General features: G+C 73.6%; 11 protein-coding genes. 10 read left to right on the top strand and 1 reads right to left on the bottom strand.

Going from position 1 to position 14,579, the window contains the following annotated elements; translation table 11 throughout:
• Positions 1 to 43 precede the first annotated feature (43 nt).
• From ACFYP0_RS02740 to ACFYP0_RS02715, 6 genes are all read left to right on the top strand, one after another.
• Complete coding sequence (locus ACFYP0_RS02740; protein ID WP_124853974.1) at positions 44 to 493, top strand: MarR family winged helix-turn-helix transcriptional regulator; 450 nt, start codon at positions 44 to 46, stop codon at positions 491 to 493.
• A gap of 78 nt (positions 494 to 571) precedes the next feature.
• On the top strand, positions 572 to 1,879 hold the full coding sequence (paaK, locus tag ACFYP0_RS02735; RefSeq protein WP_355493589.1) for a phenylacetate--CoA ligase PaaK: 1,308 nt from the start codon (positions 572 to 574) through the stop codon (positions 1,877 to 1,879).
• Positions 1,880 to 1,984: 105 nt separating this feature from the next.
• Positions 1,985 to 3,091 (top strand): nucleotide disphospho-sugar-binding domain-containing protein, encoded by a 1,107-nt coding sequence (locus tag ACFYP0_RS02730; protein ID WP_355493588.1) that lies wholly within the window; start codon positions 1,985 to 1,987, stop codon positions 3,089 to 3,091.
• Positions 3,092 to 3,146: 55 nt separating this feature from the next.
• Positions 3,147 to 3,713, top strand: coding sequence for a dienelactone hydrolase family protein (locus tag ACFYP0_RS02725; RefSeq protein WP_355493587.1), 567 nt, complete (start codon positions 3,147 to 3,149; stop codon positions 3,711 to 3,713).
• 162 nt (positions 3,714 to 3,875) lie between these two features.
• Positions 3,876 to 4,703, top strand: coding sequence for a class I SAM-dependent methyltransferase (locus ACFYP0_RS02720; protein WP_386994100.1), 828 nt, complete (start codon positions 3,876 to 3,878; stop codon positions 4,701 to 4,703).
• Between the two features lie 47 nt (positions 4,704 to 4,750).
• Positions 4,751 to 5,296, top strand: coding sequence for a YciI family protein (locus ACFYP0_RS02715; RefSeq protein WP_355493585.1), 546 nt, complete (start codon positions 4,751 to 4,753; stop codon positions 5,294 to 5,296).
• A gap of 64 nt (positions 5,297 to 5,360) precedes the next feature.
• Here the strand turns inward: ACFYP0_RS02715 and ACFYP0_RS02710 are convergent, their stop codons facing one another.
• Positions 5,361 to 7,604 carry an AAA family ATPase gene (locus tag ACFYP0_RS02710; protein WP_386994098.1) on the bottom strand — a complete coding sequence of 748 codons (2,244 nt, stop codon included), beginning with the start codon at positions 7,602 to 7,604 and terminating at the stop codon, positions 5,361 to 5,363.
• A gap of 194 nt (positions 7,605 to 7,798) precedes the next feature.
• On the opposite strand from ACFYP0_RS02710, the gene ACFYP0_RS02705 reads away from it, so the two are divergent.
• The 4 genes from ACFYP0_RS02705 (at position 7,799) to ACFYP0_RS02690 (ending at position 14,569) form a co-directional block, all read left to right on the top strand.
• Positions 7,799 to 10,696 (top strand): helix-turn-helix transcriptional regulator, encoded by a 2,898-nt coding sequence (locus ACFYP0_RS02705; protein WP_386994096.1) that lies wholly within the window; start codon positions 7,799 to 7,801, stop codon positions 10,694 to 10,696.
• 144 nt (positions 10,697 to 10,840) lie between these two features.
• Positions 10,841 to 11,611, top strand: coding sequence for a DUF5995 family protein (locus tag ACFYP0_RS02700; protein ID WP_124853965.1), 771 nt, complete (start codon positions 10,841 to 10,843; stop codon positions 11,609 to 11,611).
• Between the two features lie 372 nt (positions 11,612 to 11,983).
• Entirely contained in the window at positions 11,984 to 12,385 is a 402-nt protein-coding gene (locus ACFYP0_RS02695) for a hypothetical protein (RefSeq protein WP_124856832.1), read from the top strand.
• A gap of 87 nt (positions 12,386 to 12,472) precedes the next feature.
• Entirely contained in the window at positions 12,473 to 14,569 is a 2,097-nt protein-coding gene (locus ACFYP0_RS02690) for an amino acid transporter (protein WP_386994094.1), read from the top strand.
• Positions 14,570 to 14,579: the final 10 nt, after the last annotated feature.

Below are 14,579 nucleotides of genomic sequence, written 5' to 3'. Positions count from 1 at the left end.
GTGGTAGCCTGGGGTCCGTTCGGATCACACGGAGGAGGCCGGCATGGGCATCGCCGACGACGCGGTCGAGATCCGCGCCCAGGGCTGGCGCACCCTCGCCGCCCTGCACGGGCTGATCGAGACGTCCCTGGAGCGGGCCCTTCAGGCCGGCCACGACCTCTCCGTCGTCGAATACACGGTGCTCGACGCGCTCTCCCGCCAGGACGGCTGGCACATGCGGATGAGCCAGCTCGCCCGCGCCGCCGCGCTCTCCGGCAGCGCCACCACCCGGCTGGTCACCCGCCTCGAACAGCGGGGGCTGCTCACCCGCATCCTCTGCGCCGACGACCGGCGTGGCATCTACACCGAGCTCACCCCGGCCGGCTCCGAGCTGCTCGCCCAGACCCGACCGACCCACGACCGGGTGCTCACCGACGCGCTCGGCCAGGCGGCGGCCACCCCCGAGCTGGCGCCGCTGGTCGACGCCCTGCACCGGCTGCCGGCCACCCGCTGACCGCGCCGCCGGCCCGGGCGACAGCGGGCGTACGGTACCCGCAGCCCCACCGGGACCGCCGCGCCAAGGAGGCAGCCGATGCAGGACCGCACCCCTCGTCCGGAGGAGCTGGAGCCGATCGAGCGAGCCGGCATCGACGAGCTGCGGGCCCTGCAACGCGACCGACTGCGCTGGTCGTTGCGGCACGCGTACGACAACGTGCCGCACTACCGACGGGCGTTCGACGCGGTCGGGGTGCACCCCGACGACTGCCGGGATCTCGACGACCTGGCGCGCTTCCCGTTCACCGGCAAGGCGGAGCTGCGGGAGAACTACCCGTTCGGCATGTTCGCCGTACCCCGGGAGCGGGTCGCCCGCCTGCACGCCTCCTCCGGCACCACCGGTCGGCCGACAGTGGTCGGCTACACCCGCGACGACCTGCGCACCTGGGCGCGGCTGATGGCCCGCTCGATCCGCGCCTCCGGCGGCCGCCCCGGTGACCGGGTGCACGTCGCGTACGGTTACGGGCTCTTCACCGGAGGCCTGGGCGCGCACTACGGGGCGGAGGAGTTGGGCTGCACGGTCATCCCGGTCTCCGGGGGCATGACCGAGCGTCAGGTCATGCTGATCCGCGACTTCGAACCCGAGGTCATCATGGTCACGCCCAGCTACCTGCTGGCCATCGTCGACGAGATGCGCCGCCAGGGCATCGACCCGCGGGCCACCTCACTGCAAGTGGGCATCTTCGGCGCCGAGCCGTGGACGGAGGACATGCGCCGCGAGATCGAGCAGCAGGTGGACATCCACGCCGTCGACATCTACGGCCTCTCCGAGGTGATGGGCCCCGGCGTGGCGACCGAGTGCGTCGAGACCAAGGACGGGCTGCACCTCTGGGAGGACCACTTCTACCCGGAGATCATCGACCCGGTCACCGGGGCCGTGCTGCCCGACGGCGAGCGGGGTGAGCTGGTGTTGACCTCCCTGACCAAGGAGGCGATGCCGGTCGTGCGCTACCGCACCCGCGACCTGACCCGGCTGCTGCCGGGCACCGCCCGCCCGATGCGCCGGATCGAGAAGATCACCGGCCGCACCGACGACATGATGATCCTGCGCGGGGTGAACATCTTCCCCACCCAGATCGAGGAACTGATCCTGCGCACCCCACAGCTCTCGCCGCACTTCCAGTGTGTCCTCGATCGGCACGGGCGGCTGGACACCCTCACCGTGCGGGTGGAGCGGCGAGCCGACGTCGACGTGGACGCCGCCGAGCGGGCCGGCGACACGCTGGTTCAGCTGGTGAAGAACACCATCGGCGTGAGCGTGGCGGTCGACGTCCTCGCCCCCGACACGGTGGAACGCTCGATGGGCAAGATGCGCCGCATCGTCGACCAGCGACCGTCCGCCTGACCACTGCCCGACCTACCGGATCGGAAGCTGTGGGCGCCTCGCCCGACGCTCGGCTGGCGGACACCGGGCCCCGGGCGTGGCCGTGGTCGACATAGGATCCTGCCCATGCGCGTGCTGGTGGTCTCCGCCCCGCTCGTCGGGCACGTCTTCCCGCTGGTGCCGCTCGCGGTCGCCCTTCGCGACGCCGGCCACGACGTGCTGGTGGCCACCGGCGGCGGAGCTCTGGCCGCCGCCGAGGCGGGTCTGCCGGTGCACGACGTCGCGCCGGGCTTCGAGTTCGGCCGGATCGCGCTGCGGGTCCTTCCCCGCCATCCGCTGATCGCGCGTGCGGAGCTGGCCGGCACCGCCGGCACCCGGGGCGCCGGCCTGCTGTTCGGCGCGCTCAACGACCAGCTCACCGACCCGGTGGTCGCGCTGGCCACCCGGTGGCGGCCGGATCTGGTGCTGTACGAGCCGTTCGCGGTCGCCGGTGCGGTGGCCGCCGCGCGGCTCGACGTGCCGGCCGTACGCCAGGAGAACGCCCTCTTCGACGGCCGGGACCTGGTCCGCGCCACCGTCGCCCGACTCGGCGCGGCGCTGCGCCGCCACGGCCTCACCGAGCTGCCCGCGCCGGCCGCCGCCCTCGCCGTGGCCCCACCCAGCGTTGCCACGCAGGGCGGCTGGCCGATGCGCTACACGTCCTACGTGGGCGGCGGGGAGCTGCCGGCCTGGCTGCGCGAGCCGGGTGAGCGCCCCCGGATCCTGGTCACCCGCAGCACCCTCACCGGCCCCGGCGACCGGGGGCCGATGCCCGCCGTGGTGGCCGCCGCCGCCGAGGTGGACGCCGAGATCGTGCTGGTCCGCCCCGACGAGCGGTCGGCCCGTTCGGTGCCCGCCAACGTGCGGGTGGTCGACTGGATCCCGCTCGACGAGGCGTTGCCGGCGAGCGCGGCGCTGGTGCACCACGGTGGTGCGGGCAGCGCCCTCGGCGCCCTCGCCGCCGGCCTGCCCCAGCTGGCCACCACGGGTGCGGGGGACCGGCGGCACAACGCCGAGCTGGTGGCCCGCCGGGGCGCCGGACTGGCGCTGCGGCCCCGGGACATCACCGCGCGGGCGCTGACCCAGCTGCTCACCGACGAGCGCCTGCGGACCGCTGCCGCGCAGGTCAGCCGCGAGATCGCCGAGATGCCGCCACCGACGGACCTGGTCGCGCGACTGGCGGCACTGGTCTGACGCCCACCCCGCGTGGCCACCCCGGATGCACTGTCGACTGCGGCAGGATGACCGGATGCGACACGTCGTGCTGTTCCACTCCGTGTACGGGCTGCGGCCCGCCGTGCGCGCTTTCGCCGACCGGTTGAGCGCCGCCGGGCACCGGGTCAGCACCCCCGACCTGTACGGCGTCCCGGCCACCGACACCGTCGAGGAGGGCTTCGCGCTACTCGACAAGATCGGCCAGGAGGTGGTGCTGGACCGGGCCCGCGACGCGCTGCGTGACCTTCCACCGGAGACGGTGCTCGCCGGCTTCTCGATGGGCGCCGGGGTGGCCGGGGCGCTGCTGGCCGAACGCCCCGCCGCCGCCGGCCTGCTCCTGCTGCACGGCACCGGCGGCGCCCCGGACGCGGTCCGACCCGGGTTGCCGGTGCAGCTGCACCTCGCCGACCCCGATCCGTACGACGCGCCGGACGAGGTCGACGAGTGGCAGCAGGCGCTGACCGACGCCGGCGCCGACCTGACGGTCTTCCGCTATCCCGGCGTGGGTCACCTGTTCACCGACCCGGAGCTGGCCGAGTACTCCCCGGACGCCACCGCGGCGGCCTGGCCGCGCGTGCTGGCCTTCCTGGCCGCAGGCTGAGCGCCCGGCTCGACCCTGGGTTACCACTCCCGGGCGGTGACGTGCCGTTGCGCCAGATCACGGCAGGTGCGGGCGGCGGCCCGGCAGCGCGCGGGGCACCGCCCAATACGCCTCATTCGATAGCGTGACACCACCATCAAGATCCTCGAAGGGCGCCTGGCAATGACGACGACGGCCTTCGACGAATATGAACGGTCGCGCTGGGCCGGGCGCGCCGGAGCGTACGACAGCAGTCTCGCCGCGCTCTGCGCGTACCCCGCGCCCGCGTTGTTGGACGCCGCCAACGTCGGGGCGGGCACGCGGGTGCTCGACGCGGGCACCGGCTCCGGCACGGTGGCCAGGCTGGCGTGCGCGCGCCACGCCAGCGTCGTCGCCGTCGACGCCGAACCCAGCATGGTCGAGTTGGTGCGCGACCGCGTTCCGTCCGTCGACGAAGTCCGCCTCGCGTCGCTGCCGCACCTCCCGTTCGCCTCCCGGTCGTTCGACGCGGCCGTGGCGAACTTCGTGATCAATCACGTGGGCGATCCGCTGGCCGCGATCACCGAGCTGCGACGGGTCGTCCGGTCCGCTGGTCGGGTCGCGGTCACCGTGTGGCCGCACCCCCCACCCGAGGCGCAGAGCCTCTGGGGTGAGGTCTTCGACGCCGCTGGGGTCGGACGTCGCGCCGCCGCCCCGACGGTGGACGCCGACCGGGACTTCCCCCGTACCCCCGACGGGTTGGCGGGCCTGCTCGACCAGGCCGGGCTCACCGACGTGCGCTGCGACACGATCACCTGGGAGCACCGCACCGACCCGGAGGCCTGGTGGAGCGGCCCCGCCAACGGCATCAGCAAGCCAGGTCTGGTGATGGAGACCCAGCCGGCCGCCATGATCACCCGCATTCGTGCCGCGTACGACGAGCTGACCGCCCGCTACCGTGGCTCCGACGGCCTGCTCGCGCTGCCCACCGCGGCGCTGCTGGCCTCGGCGTCCGTGCCCCTCGACGGCTGACGATTAACCGCTCGACCGCGCCAGCCGGGCTGTCGAGAATGCGGGGCATGGAGTTTCTCTGTTACCACCGTGACCGGCCGGGCTCGGCCGCGTTGCGCGACGAGTTGCTGCCCGAGCACTGGTCCTACATGGACCGGTACGCGGCGGGAATGATCGCCCGCGGCCCGACCGTCGTCGGCGACACGGCCACCGGCAGCGTGCACATCGTCGACGTGGCCGACCCGGCAGCCGCGCGAACCTTCGCCTTCGAGGAGCCGAACTACCAGGCCGGCGTGTACCGGGACGTGCTGCTGCGCCGGTGGCACAACATGCTGGGCCGCACCATGTGGGACTTCCCTGGCGGCCGTACCGGCGGCAGCCGTTATCTGGTGCTCGGCCTCGGCGCCGGGCAGGCCGCCGACCTGGCCGTGCCGCCCGACCCGGACGAGCTGATCGCGTACGGGCCCCTGCTGGCCGACGACGGCGTCACCTGGCTCGGCACCGCCGCGCTGCTCCGGGCACCGAACCCGGACGCGGCGCGCGCCATCCTGACGGCTGACCGGTATGCCGACATCGAGGTGCACAACTGGCAGTTCGGCGGGCGACCGTCCTGACCTGCCCTGCTGACCAGTCGGCGAGGGACCGGCTGGTCAGCAGGGCATCAAGTGATCATCGGAGTCAGGCGGAGGCGGGCAGGCCGTCCAGTGGGCGGATCAACGGTGGGCGGAGTATTGCCCGCACCACCCCTGGTGGAGTGCCGGCGTCGGCGAGTGTCCAGTGCCCAGCCGCACTCGCTCGCGTGGGGCGGCTCGGCGCTGCGGGCCGTCCGAGGTCCCGAAATGGGTTACCGCCCGTACCGCGCGCAGGTCGGGACGCCGCTGTGGCCGGCGTCGGCGGTACGTCGCCCGCCGAGGCGACGGCTCGGAGCCGGCGTGGGCCCGCCGTACGGTTGGCGTCGGAACCCGACGCGGCGGGACGGGTGGCCATCGTCGGGATGGGGCTGCCTCGCCCCAGCGCGGTCGGGCCGGTGGCACCGCCCGGCCCTGCCGAGGCCAGCGCCGCGAAGACGGCGTCAAGGCGACCGGTCCGAGCGCCGACGGTGTCGAGCCGCACGATCTGCGCACTCCTCGCCGCCGAACCGTTGATCGCACCAGCGGGCGGGTCGGCGTCCCGGTGCACGGTGTCGAGGTGCGGCACGCCGGCGGCCCGGCGTTGGAAGACGGCCCGCAGGGCGCGGGGCAACCGCTCGGCGGCGACCTGGCGCAGCGCCGGCGCGGCGAACGCGTACCCGTCGACGTGGTGGGGGAGCAGCAGCCCGGCGGCCACCAGCATGCGGAGTGCGGGTGCGGACCGGCCGGGCGTCCAGTCGAGTGCCCGGTCCACGGCAGCCCCGGAGATCAGACCGCCGAGGGTGCCGGCGGCCATCAGCACCGCCCGCCGCTCACCGTCGAGGTGGTCCAGCTCCGCGCCGACGGCCCGGCGTACCGCCTCGGGCAGCGGGAGCGCCGCCGGATCGGCACCGTCCACCAGCGCCGTGACGTACGCCGTCGCGTGCCCTGGGCGGCCTCCCACCAGCGGCAGCAGCCGGTCGACCAGGGCCACCGGCTGCCCGGCCCGGGTGAGCAGGTGGCGCAGCAGCCGTCCGGACTGCACCGTGGCCAGTGGTCCGATCGTCATCTGGCGGGCCGGACCGGGCCAGGTGTCGGCCCACTGCGGCTGGTGCACGGTGAGCAGGGCCAGCGGCAGCCCGCGCTCCGTCGCCGCGCCGAACAGCGCGTGCAGGAAGCGGCTCACCGCGGGCGCGGCCCGGTCCAGGTCGTCGACGGCCACTATCAGCGGCCGGTGGGCGGCCAGCCGCAGCAGGACCTCGCGGCAGATCGCCGCGCCGGCGAGGGCGGCGGCGGAGCCGTCCGGGGTGGTCAGCATCCGCTGGAGCGCCGGAACCGCGGTGGCCACCCGGGTCGGCGGGAACAGCGGCGTCAGGGCGGCGACGAGCCGGTCGTGGACCGCCGCCGGGCCGTCGCTGTGCCGGATCCCGGCGAGGCCGCGGAGCAGGTGCGCGACCGGCGCCAACACCTGATCGGGGTACGGCTGACAGGTCGCCACGCACCAGCGGACCGACAATCCGTCCACCGTGGTCAGCCCACGGGTCAGCTCGTGCAACAGCCGGCTGCGGCCACTGCCGGTGGGGCCGACCAGTGAGATCCAGCGTGGCGTCCGGTTTCGGATGGCCGCGCCCAACTGGTCGCGGATGGTGGCAAGTTCGCGGCGTCGACCGATCAACGGGCCGTCGTGCCGGTCGGCGCCGGGGCGTACCGGACCGACGGCGTGCCAGACCGGCACCGGCGGCACCCGGTCGGCGACCGGCACCGGCGTCAGCTGACGTTGGGTGATCAGGCCGGCGGTGGCGCGCGCTGTGGCCGCGCAGAGCGCGACGGCACCGGGTGCGGCGTACTCCTGCAGGCGGGCCGCGGTGGTGATCACCGCGCCGCTGGCCACGCCGTGCCCCCCGGTGACGACGTCGCCCAGGTCGACCACGACCTCGCCGGTGGCGACACCGACCCGGACGCGCAGCCTGATGCCGTCGACCATGGGCCGTCGGTCGAGCGCGGCCTGGATCTCGAGTCCGGCGCGCACCGCCCGGTACGCGTCGAAGCCGTCGGAGTGCCGTGCGCCGAAGAGCGCCATCACGGCGTCGCCGATGTACTTCTCCACCACCCCGTGCCAGCGGTGCAGCACACCTGCGACGGTGTCGAAGTAGGCGCGCTGCAACGCTCGGACGTCCTCGGGGTCGAGCCGGTCCACCAGGGCCGTGGAGCCGACGATGTCCGCGAAGAGGACGGTGACGACGCGCCTCTCCTGGGGTACCGGCCAGAGCGGGGTGACGGTCCGTTGCGTGTCGACGGTGATGCTGGTGGTCATGGGTGTCGCACCGGCCTCTCTCCCCGCTGTTGCCTGATCACCTCCGGAGATTGGCATTCCTGGGCCGACGGGGGATCTGCCGAACGACGTATGTCGGCCACCTGCAACCTTTAGTCGCAAAGTCGACGCGAGGAGTACCACAAGCGGTGGGCGGACGTAGAACGGTACGGGGCCCTGTGATTAGGCTGCGTGGCATGGCCAGCGATGTGGACACCGCACCGCTCGTGGGCCGGGCCGAGCTGGTGCAGTCGGTTCGGTCCGCGTTGCTCGGTGACGCCGCGCACGGGCAGACCGCGGCGGTCTTCCTGACCGGCGAGAGCGGTGTGGGAAAGACCCGGCTGTTGGGCGAGATCGGCGACCGCTTACGGGAGCGGGGCGCCGTGGTGCTCACCGGCAGCTGCCTGGACATCGGTGACGCCTCCCCGCTGCACCCGCTGTTGCAGGCGTTGCGCCGGTTCGACACCGAGGTGTCCACCTCACCCGCCCGCACCTCCTCGGCGGTGCGGGGGCTGCTGCAGATGTTCGCCGACGAGACCGCCGGCCCGGACGGCGCGGGCGCGTTGCTGGAGCGCGTCTCCCGTGGCCTGCACCTGATCGCCGAGGGTCGCCCCCTGGTGCTGATCCTCGACGACCTCCAGTGGGTCGACCGCAGCACCAGGCAGCTCCTGCTCTACCTCCTCGCCGGCCTGGGTGATCTCCAGCTGTCGGTGCTGGCGGCGGTGCGTGCCGAGTCGTTGCAGGGCGCGCACCCGTTGCGCCGGGTGCTCACCGAGCTGCGTCGACTCCGCACGGTGCGGGTGCTCGACCTGGCGCCGCTGGGCCGGTCCGACACCGAGACGCTCGCCGCCGCGGTGGTCGGCCGGACGCTGACCGCCGACGCGGCCGAGCAGGTCTGGCAGCGCAGCGGCGGCAACCCGTTCGTCATCGAGGAGCTTGCCCGGGATCTGCGCGACGGCCGCGACGGCCTGTCCGAGACGCTGCGGGAGATTTTCCTCGACCGCGTCGACGCGCTGCCCCAGCACGCGCACGCCGTGGTGCACGCGGTGGCCGCCGGGGTCGAGCCGGTACAGCACTGGCTGCTGGCCGAGGTGCTCCGCATGCCGGAGGACGAGCTGATCGCCGCGGCCCGGGCCGCGGTGGCGCACCGGCTGCTGGTCGGCGCCGACGAGGGCTACCGGCTGCGGCACCGCCTCGTGGCCGAGGTGCTGGCGCACGAGCTGCTGCCGGCCGAGCGTTCCGGGCTGCACCGCCGCTACGCCGAGGCGCTGACCACCGCGCCGGGTGAGCTGCACCAGGCCCGGCTGGCGCACCACTGGCGGCTGGCCGGCGAACCGGCGCGCGCCCTGCCGGCGGCGGTGGCCGCCGCCCAGGAGGCCGAGCGGCTGCACGGTTACGCCGAGGCGCACCGGCACTGGTCGGCGGCGTTGCAGTTGGCCGCCGAGCCGGGCCCGCTGACGGTGGACCGGGTCGAGTTGCTCGAGAACGCCGCCGAGGCGGCCCACCACTGTGGGGAGCACGCCCGCGCGTTGGCCCTGCTGGAGGAGTTGGCCACGCTGCGGGGTGGCGAGCCGAGCTGCGCGCTGTACATCCGCCGGGCCCGCTACCTGGCCGCTGCCGGTCGCTCCGCGCTGGCCGAGGAGGAATACCAGCGGGCGCTGAAGGCGGCGGACTGCTCCCCTCGGGACCGGGCCAGCGCCGCTGCCCGCCTGGCCGAGCTGCTGCTGCACCTGGGTCGCTACGCCGACGCCGGTGAGCGGGCCCGCGAGGCGTTGGCGTTGGCCGAGAACGTGGCGGGCTCGGCCACCGAGGTGGTGCTGGCCAGTTCGGCGTTGGGCTTCAGCGACGCCTGTCTGGAAGACCCGGACGCCGGTCTGGCGGTCATGCGCGACGCTCTCGAGACCGCCGAGCGTGCCGGTCAGCCCGAGGACGTGGCCTGCGCGTACCTGCACCTGGCGGAGCTGCTGACCGGGCCGCTGAACGTCCTCGAAGAGGGCGTGGTGGTGGCCCGGCGGGGCGCCGAACGGGTGGCCGAGCTGGGGCTGGGCCGCACCTGGGGCACCCGGCTGCTGGCCATCGCCATCAACGGACTGTTCCGGGTGGGCCAATGGGCCGAGGCGGAGAAGGTGGTGGCCATCGCCCTGCGGCACCGGCCGTCCGGTGCGGACGCCGTGGAGCTGCTGTTGGCCCGGTGCCGGCTGTCGGTGGGCTACGGCGACATCGAGGCCGCCGGCCGGGACCTCGACGCGGTGGCGACCCTGCTCGCCGGCGGCGGGGCGCGACACGTCATTCCGCTGCTCACCCTGCGTTCCGGGCTGGCCATGTGGGAGGGCCGGCACGACGTGGCCCGCCAGGCGGTGCAGCGTGGCCTCACCGAGAGCCGTTCCGACGACGTGATGATCCTCTCCGCTCTGGTCTGGCACGGCCTGCGCGCCGAGGCTGAGGCACACGCCAGCCGCACCGTGGAGGTGGACCCGACGGCGGTGCGCCGGCTACGGGACGTGGCCGAGCGGGTGGCCCGCAAGAGCGCCGGGGCCGCCCGGCCGGTGCGCTCGGTGGTGGAGGGCTTCCTGGCGCTGTGCGCCGCCGAGGTGAGCCGCCTCGACGGCAGCGATCCGGAGCTGTGGGCCGCGTCGGCGGCCGAGTGGGATCGACGCAATCACCCCTATCCGGCGGCCTACTCGCGGCTGCGGCAGGCCGAGGCGCTGCTGGCTCGGCGCAGCCGGGTGGCCACCGCCGGCAAGCTCCTGCGGGAGGCGTACCGGGTGGCACAGGGGTTGGGCGCGGTGCCGTTGACCTCGGAGATCCGCGAGCTGGCCGGGCGGGCCCGGGTGTCGCTCGACGAGCGTGACAGCACCACCGGCGCGCGCGGCGTCCCGGTCGAGGCGTCCGACGACGAGTTGGCGGCGCTCACCGCCCGGGAGCGGGAAGTGCTCGCCCTGGTCGCCGAGGGGTTGACCAACAGGGAGATCGGGCAGCGGCTGTTCATCAGCGAGCGGACCATCGGGGTGCACGTGTCGCACATCTTCGACAAGCTCCAGGTCCGTACCCGCGTGCAGGCCAGCGCGATCCAGTTGCGCAACCAACGGGGCTGACCGACCCGACCACCTCGTACGTATCCCGGCGCGTGTTCGCGCCGGGATACGTCGTTCTACTGATCCGGTGGCCCAGTGTCGGCTGAGAGGCTGGGCCGCGTCGACGACGGCACGGGGGTTGCCGCCGACCACAATGGAGGAGAAATGATCGAACCGGTCTGGGGGCCCGTGCACCGGGACATCGTCGACCTGCTCGCCGATCATCCCGCGGACGTGCCGGCCGTGGTCGATCATCTGACCAAGCTCCAGGACCTGCTGGTCCGGTTGCCACCGTTGGAGGCCAGTTGCCCCCTCGCTGACTTCAACAAGCTCTACCTGACCATCACCAGCAGTGTGTTGGACGGGCTGTACGACGACCGCTTCATCGATCCCGCCTTCCTCTCCCGGCTCGACGTCGAGTTCGCCGCCCGGTACTTCGACGCCATGCGGCTGTGGACCGACTCCAGCCCCGGCACCCCGAAGGCGTGGTCGTGCCTCTTCGAGCGGATGCGGGGGCCGGATGCCCGTCCGCTGCCGTCGGCGGCGGCCGGGGTGAACGCGCACATCAACTTCGACCTGCCGTTCGCCCTGGTGACCACGTTCGACCACCTGGAGTCGGAGCCGGTCGACGGCAGCGACCAGCACCACGACTACCTCGAGATCAACAACATCTTCGCGGACAAGATCCCCGGCCTGCGCCGGGGCTACCTGGAGCGGTGGCAGCTGCTCATCGACATGCTCAACGGCGACATCGACGACTGGTACCAGGGGGAACTGGTCGAGTACACCCGCGATGTCGCCTGGCGTAACGCGCAGAAGATCTGGCGGTGCCGGCACGATCCGGACGCCCGCGAGTGTGAGCGCACACGGTTGGACGACAACGCCGCGGCGCTCGGCCGGTTGCTGCTCTCGCCCCTCGGGGCGTTCCTGCAGTAGCCGGGACGGGGGCCCCCGCGCTCCGCCCCGTGGGGGGCGGCGGAGCGCGGGGGCGCGTCCCACCAGTTCCACCCCGCGTGGCCGCCCGAGGTCGGGTCGGTCACGCAGGGGACAGCCGGTCGGCCCGGGGGGTGTCGACCGTCTGCCACCGTCGGCCGGCCCGGGGGGTGCCGGCCGGCGGTGGGGGAGCGCCGAACGGGGTCACGTCGACGGCGTGCGGATCCGGGGGTGTCGGCGGGCTCGGATCGGGTACGCCCGCGCCATGACCGTCCTGGCCCGGCGTCGGCCCGCTGCCCGCCCCCGGCCCGCGCGGCCCGGCCCCCTGCGGCCGGGCGGCCCGGTGTCGCGACCCACCGCTCGGCCCGGCGCGCGATGACCGGCGTCGTGGCCCGGTTCCCGTTCCGCTTCGACCCGGTGTTCCGCCCGATGCTGGCGCTGCTGGGGGTCCGCCCGGCGACGGCCTGGGTCGCCGTCACCGATCGGGACCTGATGATCCGGTACGGGCCGTGGCGGCTGCGGACCGACCGGGACAACGTCACCGCCGTCGAGCTGAGCGGGCCGTACCGTTGGTGGCGGGCGATCGGCCCGCACCTGTCGCTGGCCGACGGCGGCGCGACCTTCGGCAGCAGCGCGGCCGGCGGGATCTGCCTGCGCTTCGGCGTACCGGTGCCGGCGCTGGTGCCCGGGGGACGGCCCCGGCATCCGGCGGCCACGGTGACGATCGCCGACCCACCCGCGCTGGCCCGGCTGCTCGCCGTCGCGGACCTGTCCTGAGCAGCCCGAACAGGTGCCCGGTTCCGCCGATCGGGCGCCGGGGCACCGCCTACCGTCAGATCAGGACCTGTGAGGGTGGGACTGACGATGGGTGACGAGAACCGCGCGAAACCACGTCGCTGGAACGGGCGCCGCCACACGCCGAGCGGGCCGGACCCGACGCTGCGGGCGGCCCGCGATCCAGCCCGCCCACACCGGGGCGGCCGGCAGGGCGTCGTGGTGCCCGAACGCGTGGCCACTCCGGCCCGCTCGGCGCCGCCGGCCAGCGCGCTGCGCCGGTGGCTCTTTCAGCACCAGGTGCAGCCACCCGGCCCCGAGGCGACCGAGGGACAGAACCGTCGGCACGCCTGGTGGCAGGTGATGTGCCTGACCGGCGTGGACTACTTCTCCACGCTGTCGTACCTGCCCGGCATCGCGGCGGTGGCGGCCGGGGCGCTCTCCCCGCTGGCGACCCTGTTGATCGTCGTGCTCACCCTGTTCGGCATGCTGCCCATGTACCGGCGGGTGGCCCACGAGAGCCCGCACGGTCAGGGTTCGGTGGCGATGTTGGAGCGGTTGTTGCCGTTCTGGCGCGGCAAGGTCTTCGTCCTCGTGCTGCTCGGCTTCGTGGCCACCTCCTGGATCATCACGATCACCCTGTCCTCGGCCGACGCCACCGTGCACCTGCTGGAGAACCCGTACCTGCCGGACGTCCTGCACGGGTCCCCGGTGCCGGTCGTGGTGACGGTGGTGCTGCTGCTCATCCTCGGCGGGGTGTTCCTGCTCGGGTTCCGCGAGGCGGTGGTGGTGGCGATCCCGCTGGTCGCGGTCTTCCTGGTGCTCAACGCCGTGATCGTCGTGGTCGCGGTAGCCCGGATCGTCGAGGACCCGGGCATCGTGTCGAACTGGACGGCCGCGGTGACCTCGACCGGTGGCGGACCGGGCCAGGTGCTGTTCACCGCCGTGTTGGCGTTCCCGCTGCTGGTGCTGGGGCTGTCCGGTTTCGAGACCGGGGTCAGCATGATGCCCCTGGTGGCGGCGGACGGCCCGGACAAGCAGGCCCGGCTGGCCGCCCGGATCCGCAACACACGTCGGCTGCTCACCACCGCCGCGTTGATCATGTCCGTGTACCTGATCTCGACGACCTTCGTGACCACGGCGCTCATTCCGGCGGAGGAGTTCCGGCCGGGCGGCGGCGCGAACGGGCGGGCGCTGGCGTTCCTGGCGCACGCCTACCTGGGGGAGGTGTTCGGCAGCGTCTACGACGTGAGCAGCGTGCTCATCCTCTGGTTCGCCGGCGCCTCGGCGATGGCCGGGCTGATCAACATCGTGCCGCGCTACCTGCCGTCGTACGGCATGGCACCGGAGTGGGCGCGGGCGGTACGCCCCGTGGTGATCGTCTACACCGTCGTCAGCGTCGCCATCACGATCGCCTTCCGCGCCGACGTCAACGCCCAGGCCGGGGCGTACGCCACCGGGATCCTGGCCATGATGGTCTCCGGGGCGGTGGCGGTGACGATCTCCGCGGCCCGTCATCACCGGCGTGGCTCCGCGATCGGCTTCACGGTGCTGACCCTGGTGCTGCTGTACGCGCTGCTGGAGAACGTCATCGAACAGCCGGACGGCATCACGATCTCCGCGCTGTTCATCCTCGGCATCATCGTGGTCTCGTTGGTCTCCCGGGTCACCCGGACCACCGAGCTGCGCGCCGAGCGGATCGAGTTCGACGAGGTGGCCCGTCGGTTCATCACCGAGTCGCTGGCGCACGACGGTCAGCTGCACCTGATCGCCAACAAGCGGCAGAAGGGGTCGGTGAAGGAGTACACGCTCAAGGAGCGGGCGCAGCGTGGGATGAATCCGGTGCCCGGGGCCGCGGACGTGCTGTTCCTGGAGATCGATGTGGTCGATCCGTCGGAGTTCAGTCAGGTGCTGCGCGTGCACGGGATCGAGGTGGGCGGCTTCCGGGTGCTGCGGGCCAACAGCCCGGCCGCGCCGAACGCGATCGCCGCGATCCTGCTGGCCCTGCGGGACGCCACCGGGGTCCGGCCGCACGCGCACTTCGAATGGTCGGAGGGTAGCCCGATCGCGCACCTGGCGCGCTACCTCATCCTGGGCCGGGGGGACACCCCGCCAGTGGTGCGGGAGATCATCCGTCGGACCGAACGGGATCCGCTGCGGCGGCCCGGCATCCACGTCGGCGGGTGACGTCGGTGCC

The sequence above is a fragment of the Micromonospora arida genome, from assembly GCF_042873195.1.
GTDB classification, from domain to species: domain Bacteria; phylum Actinomycetota; class Actinomycetes; order Mycobacteriales; family Micromonosporaceae; genus Micromonospora; species Micromonospora arida.
This window is presented reverse-complemented; position numbering and strand designations above follow the sequence as displayed.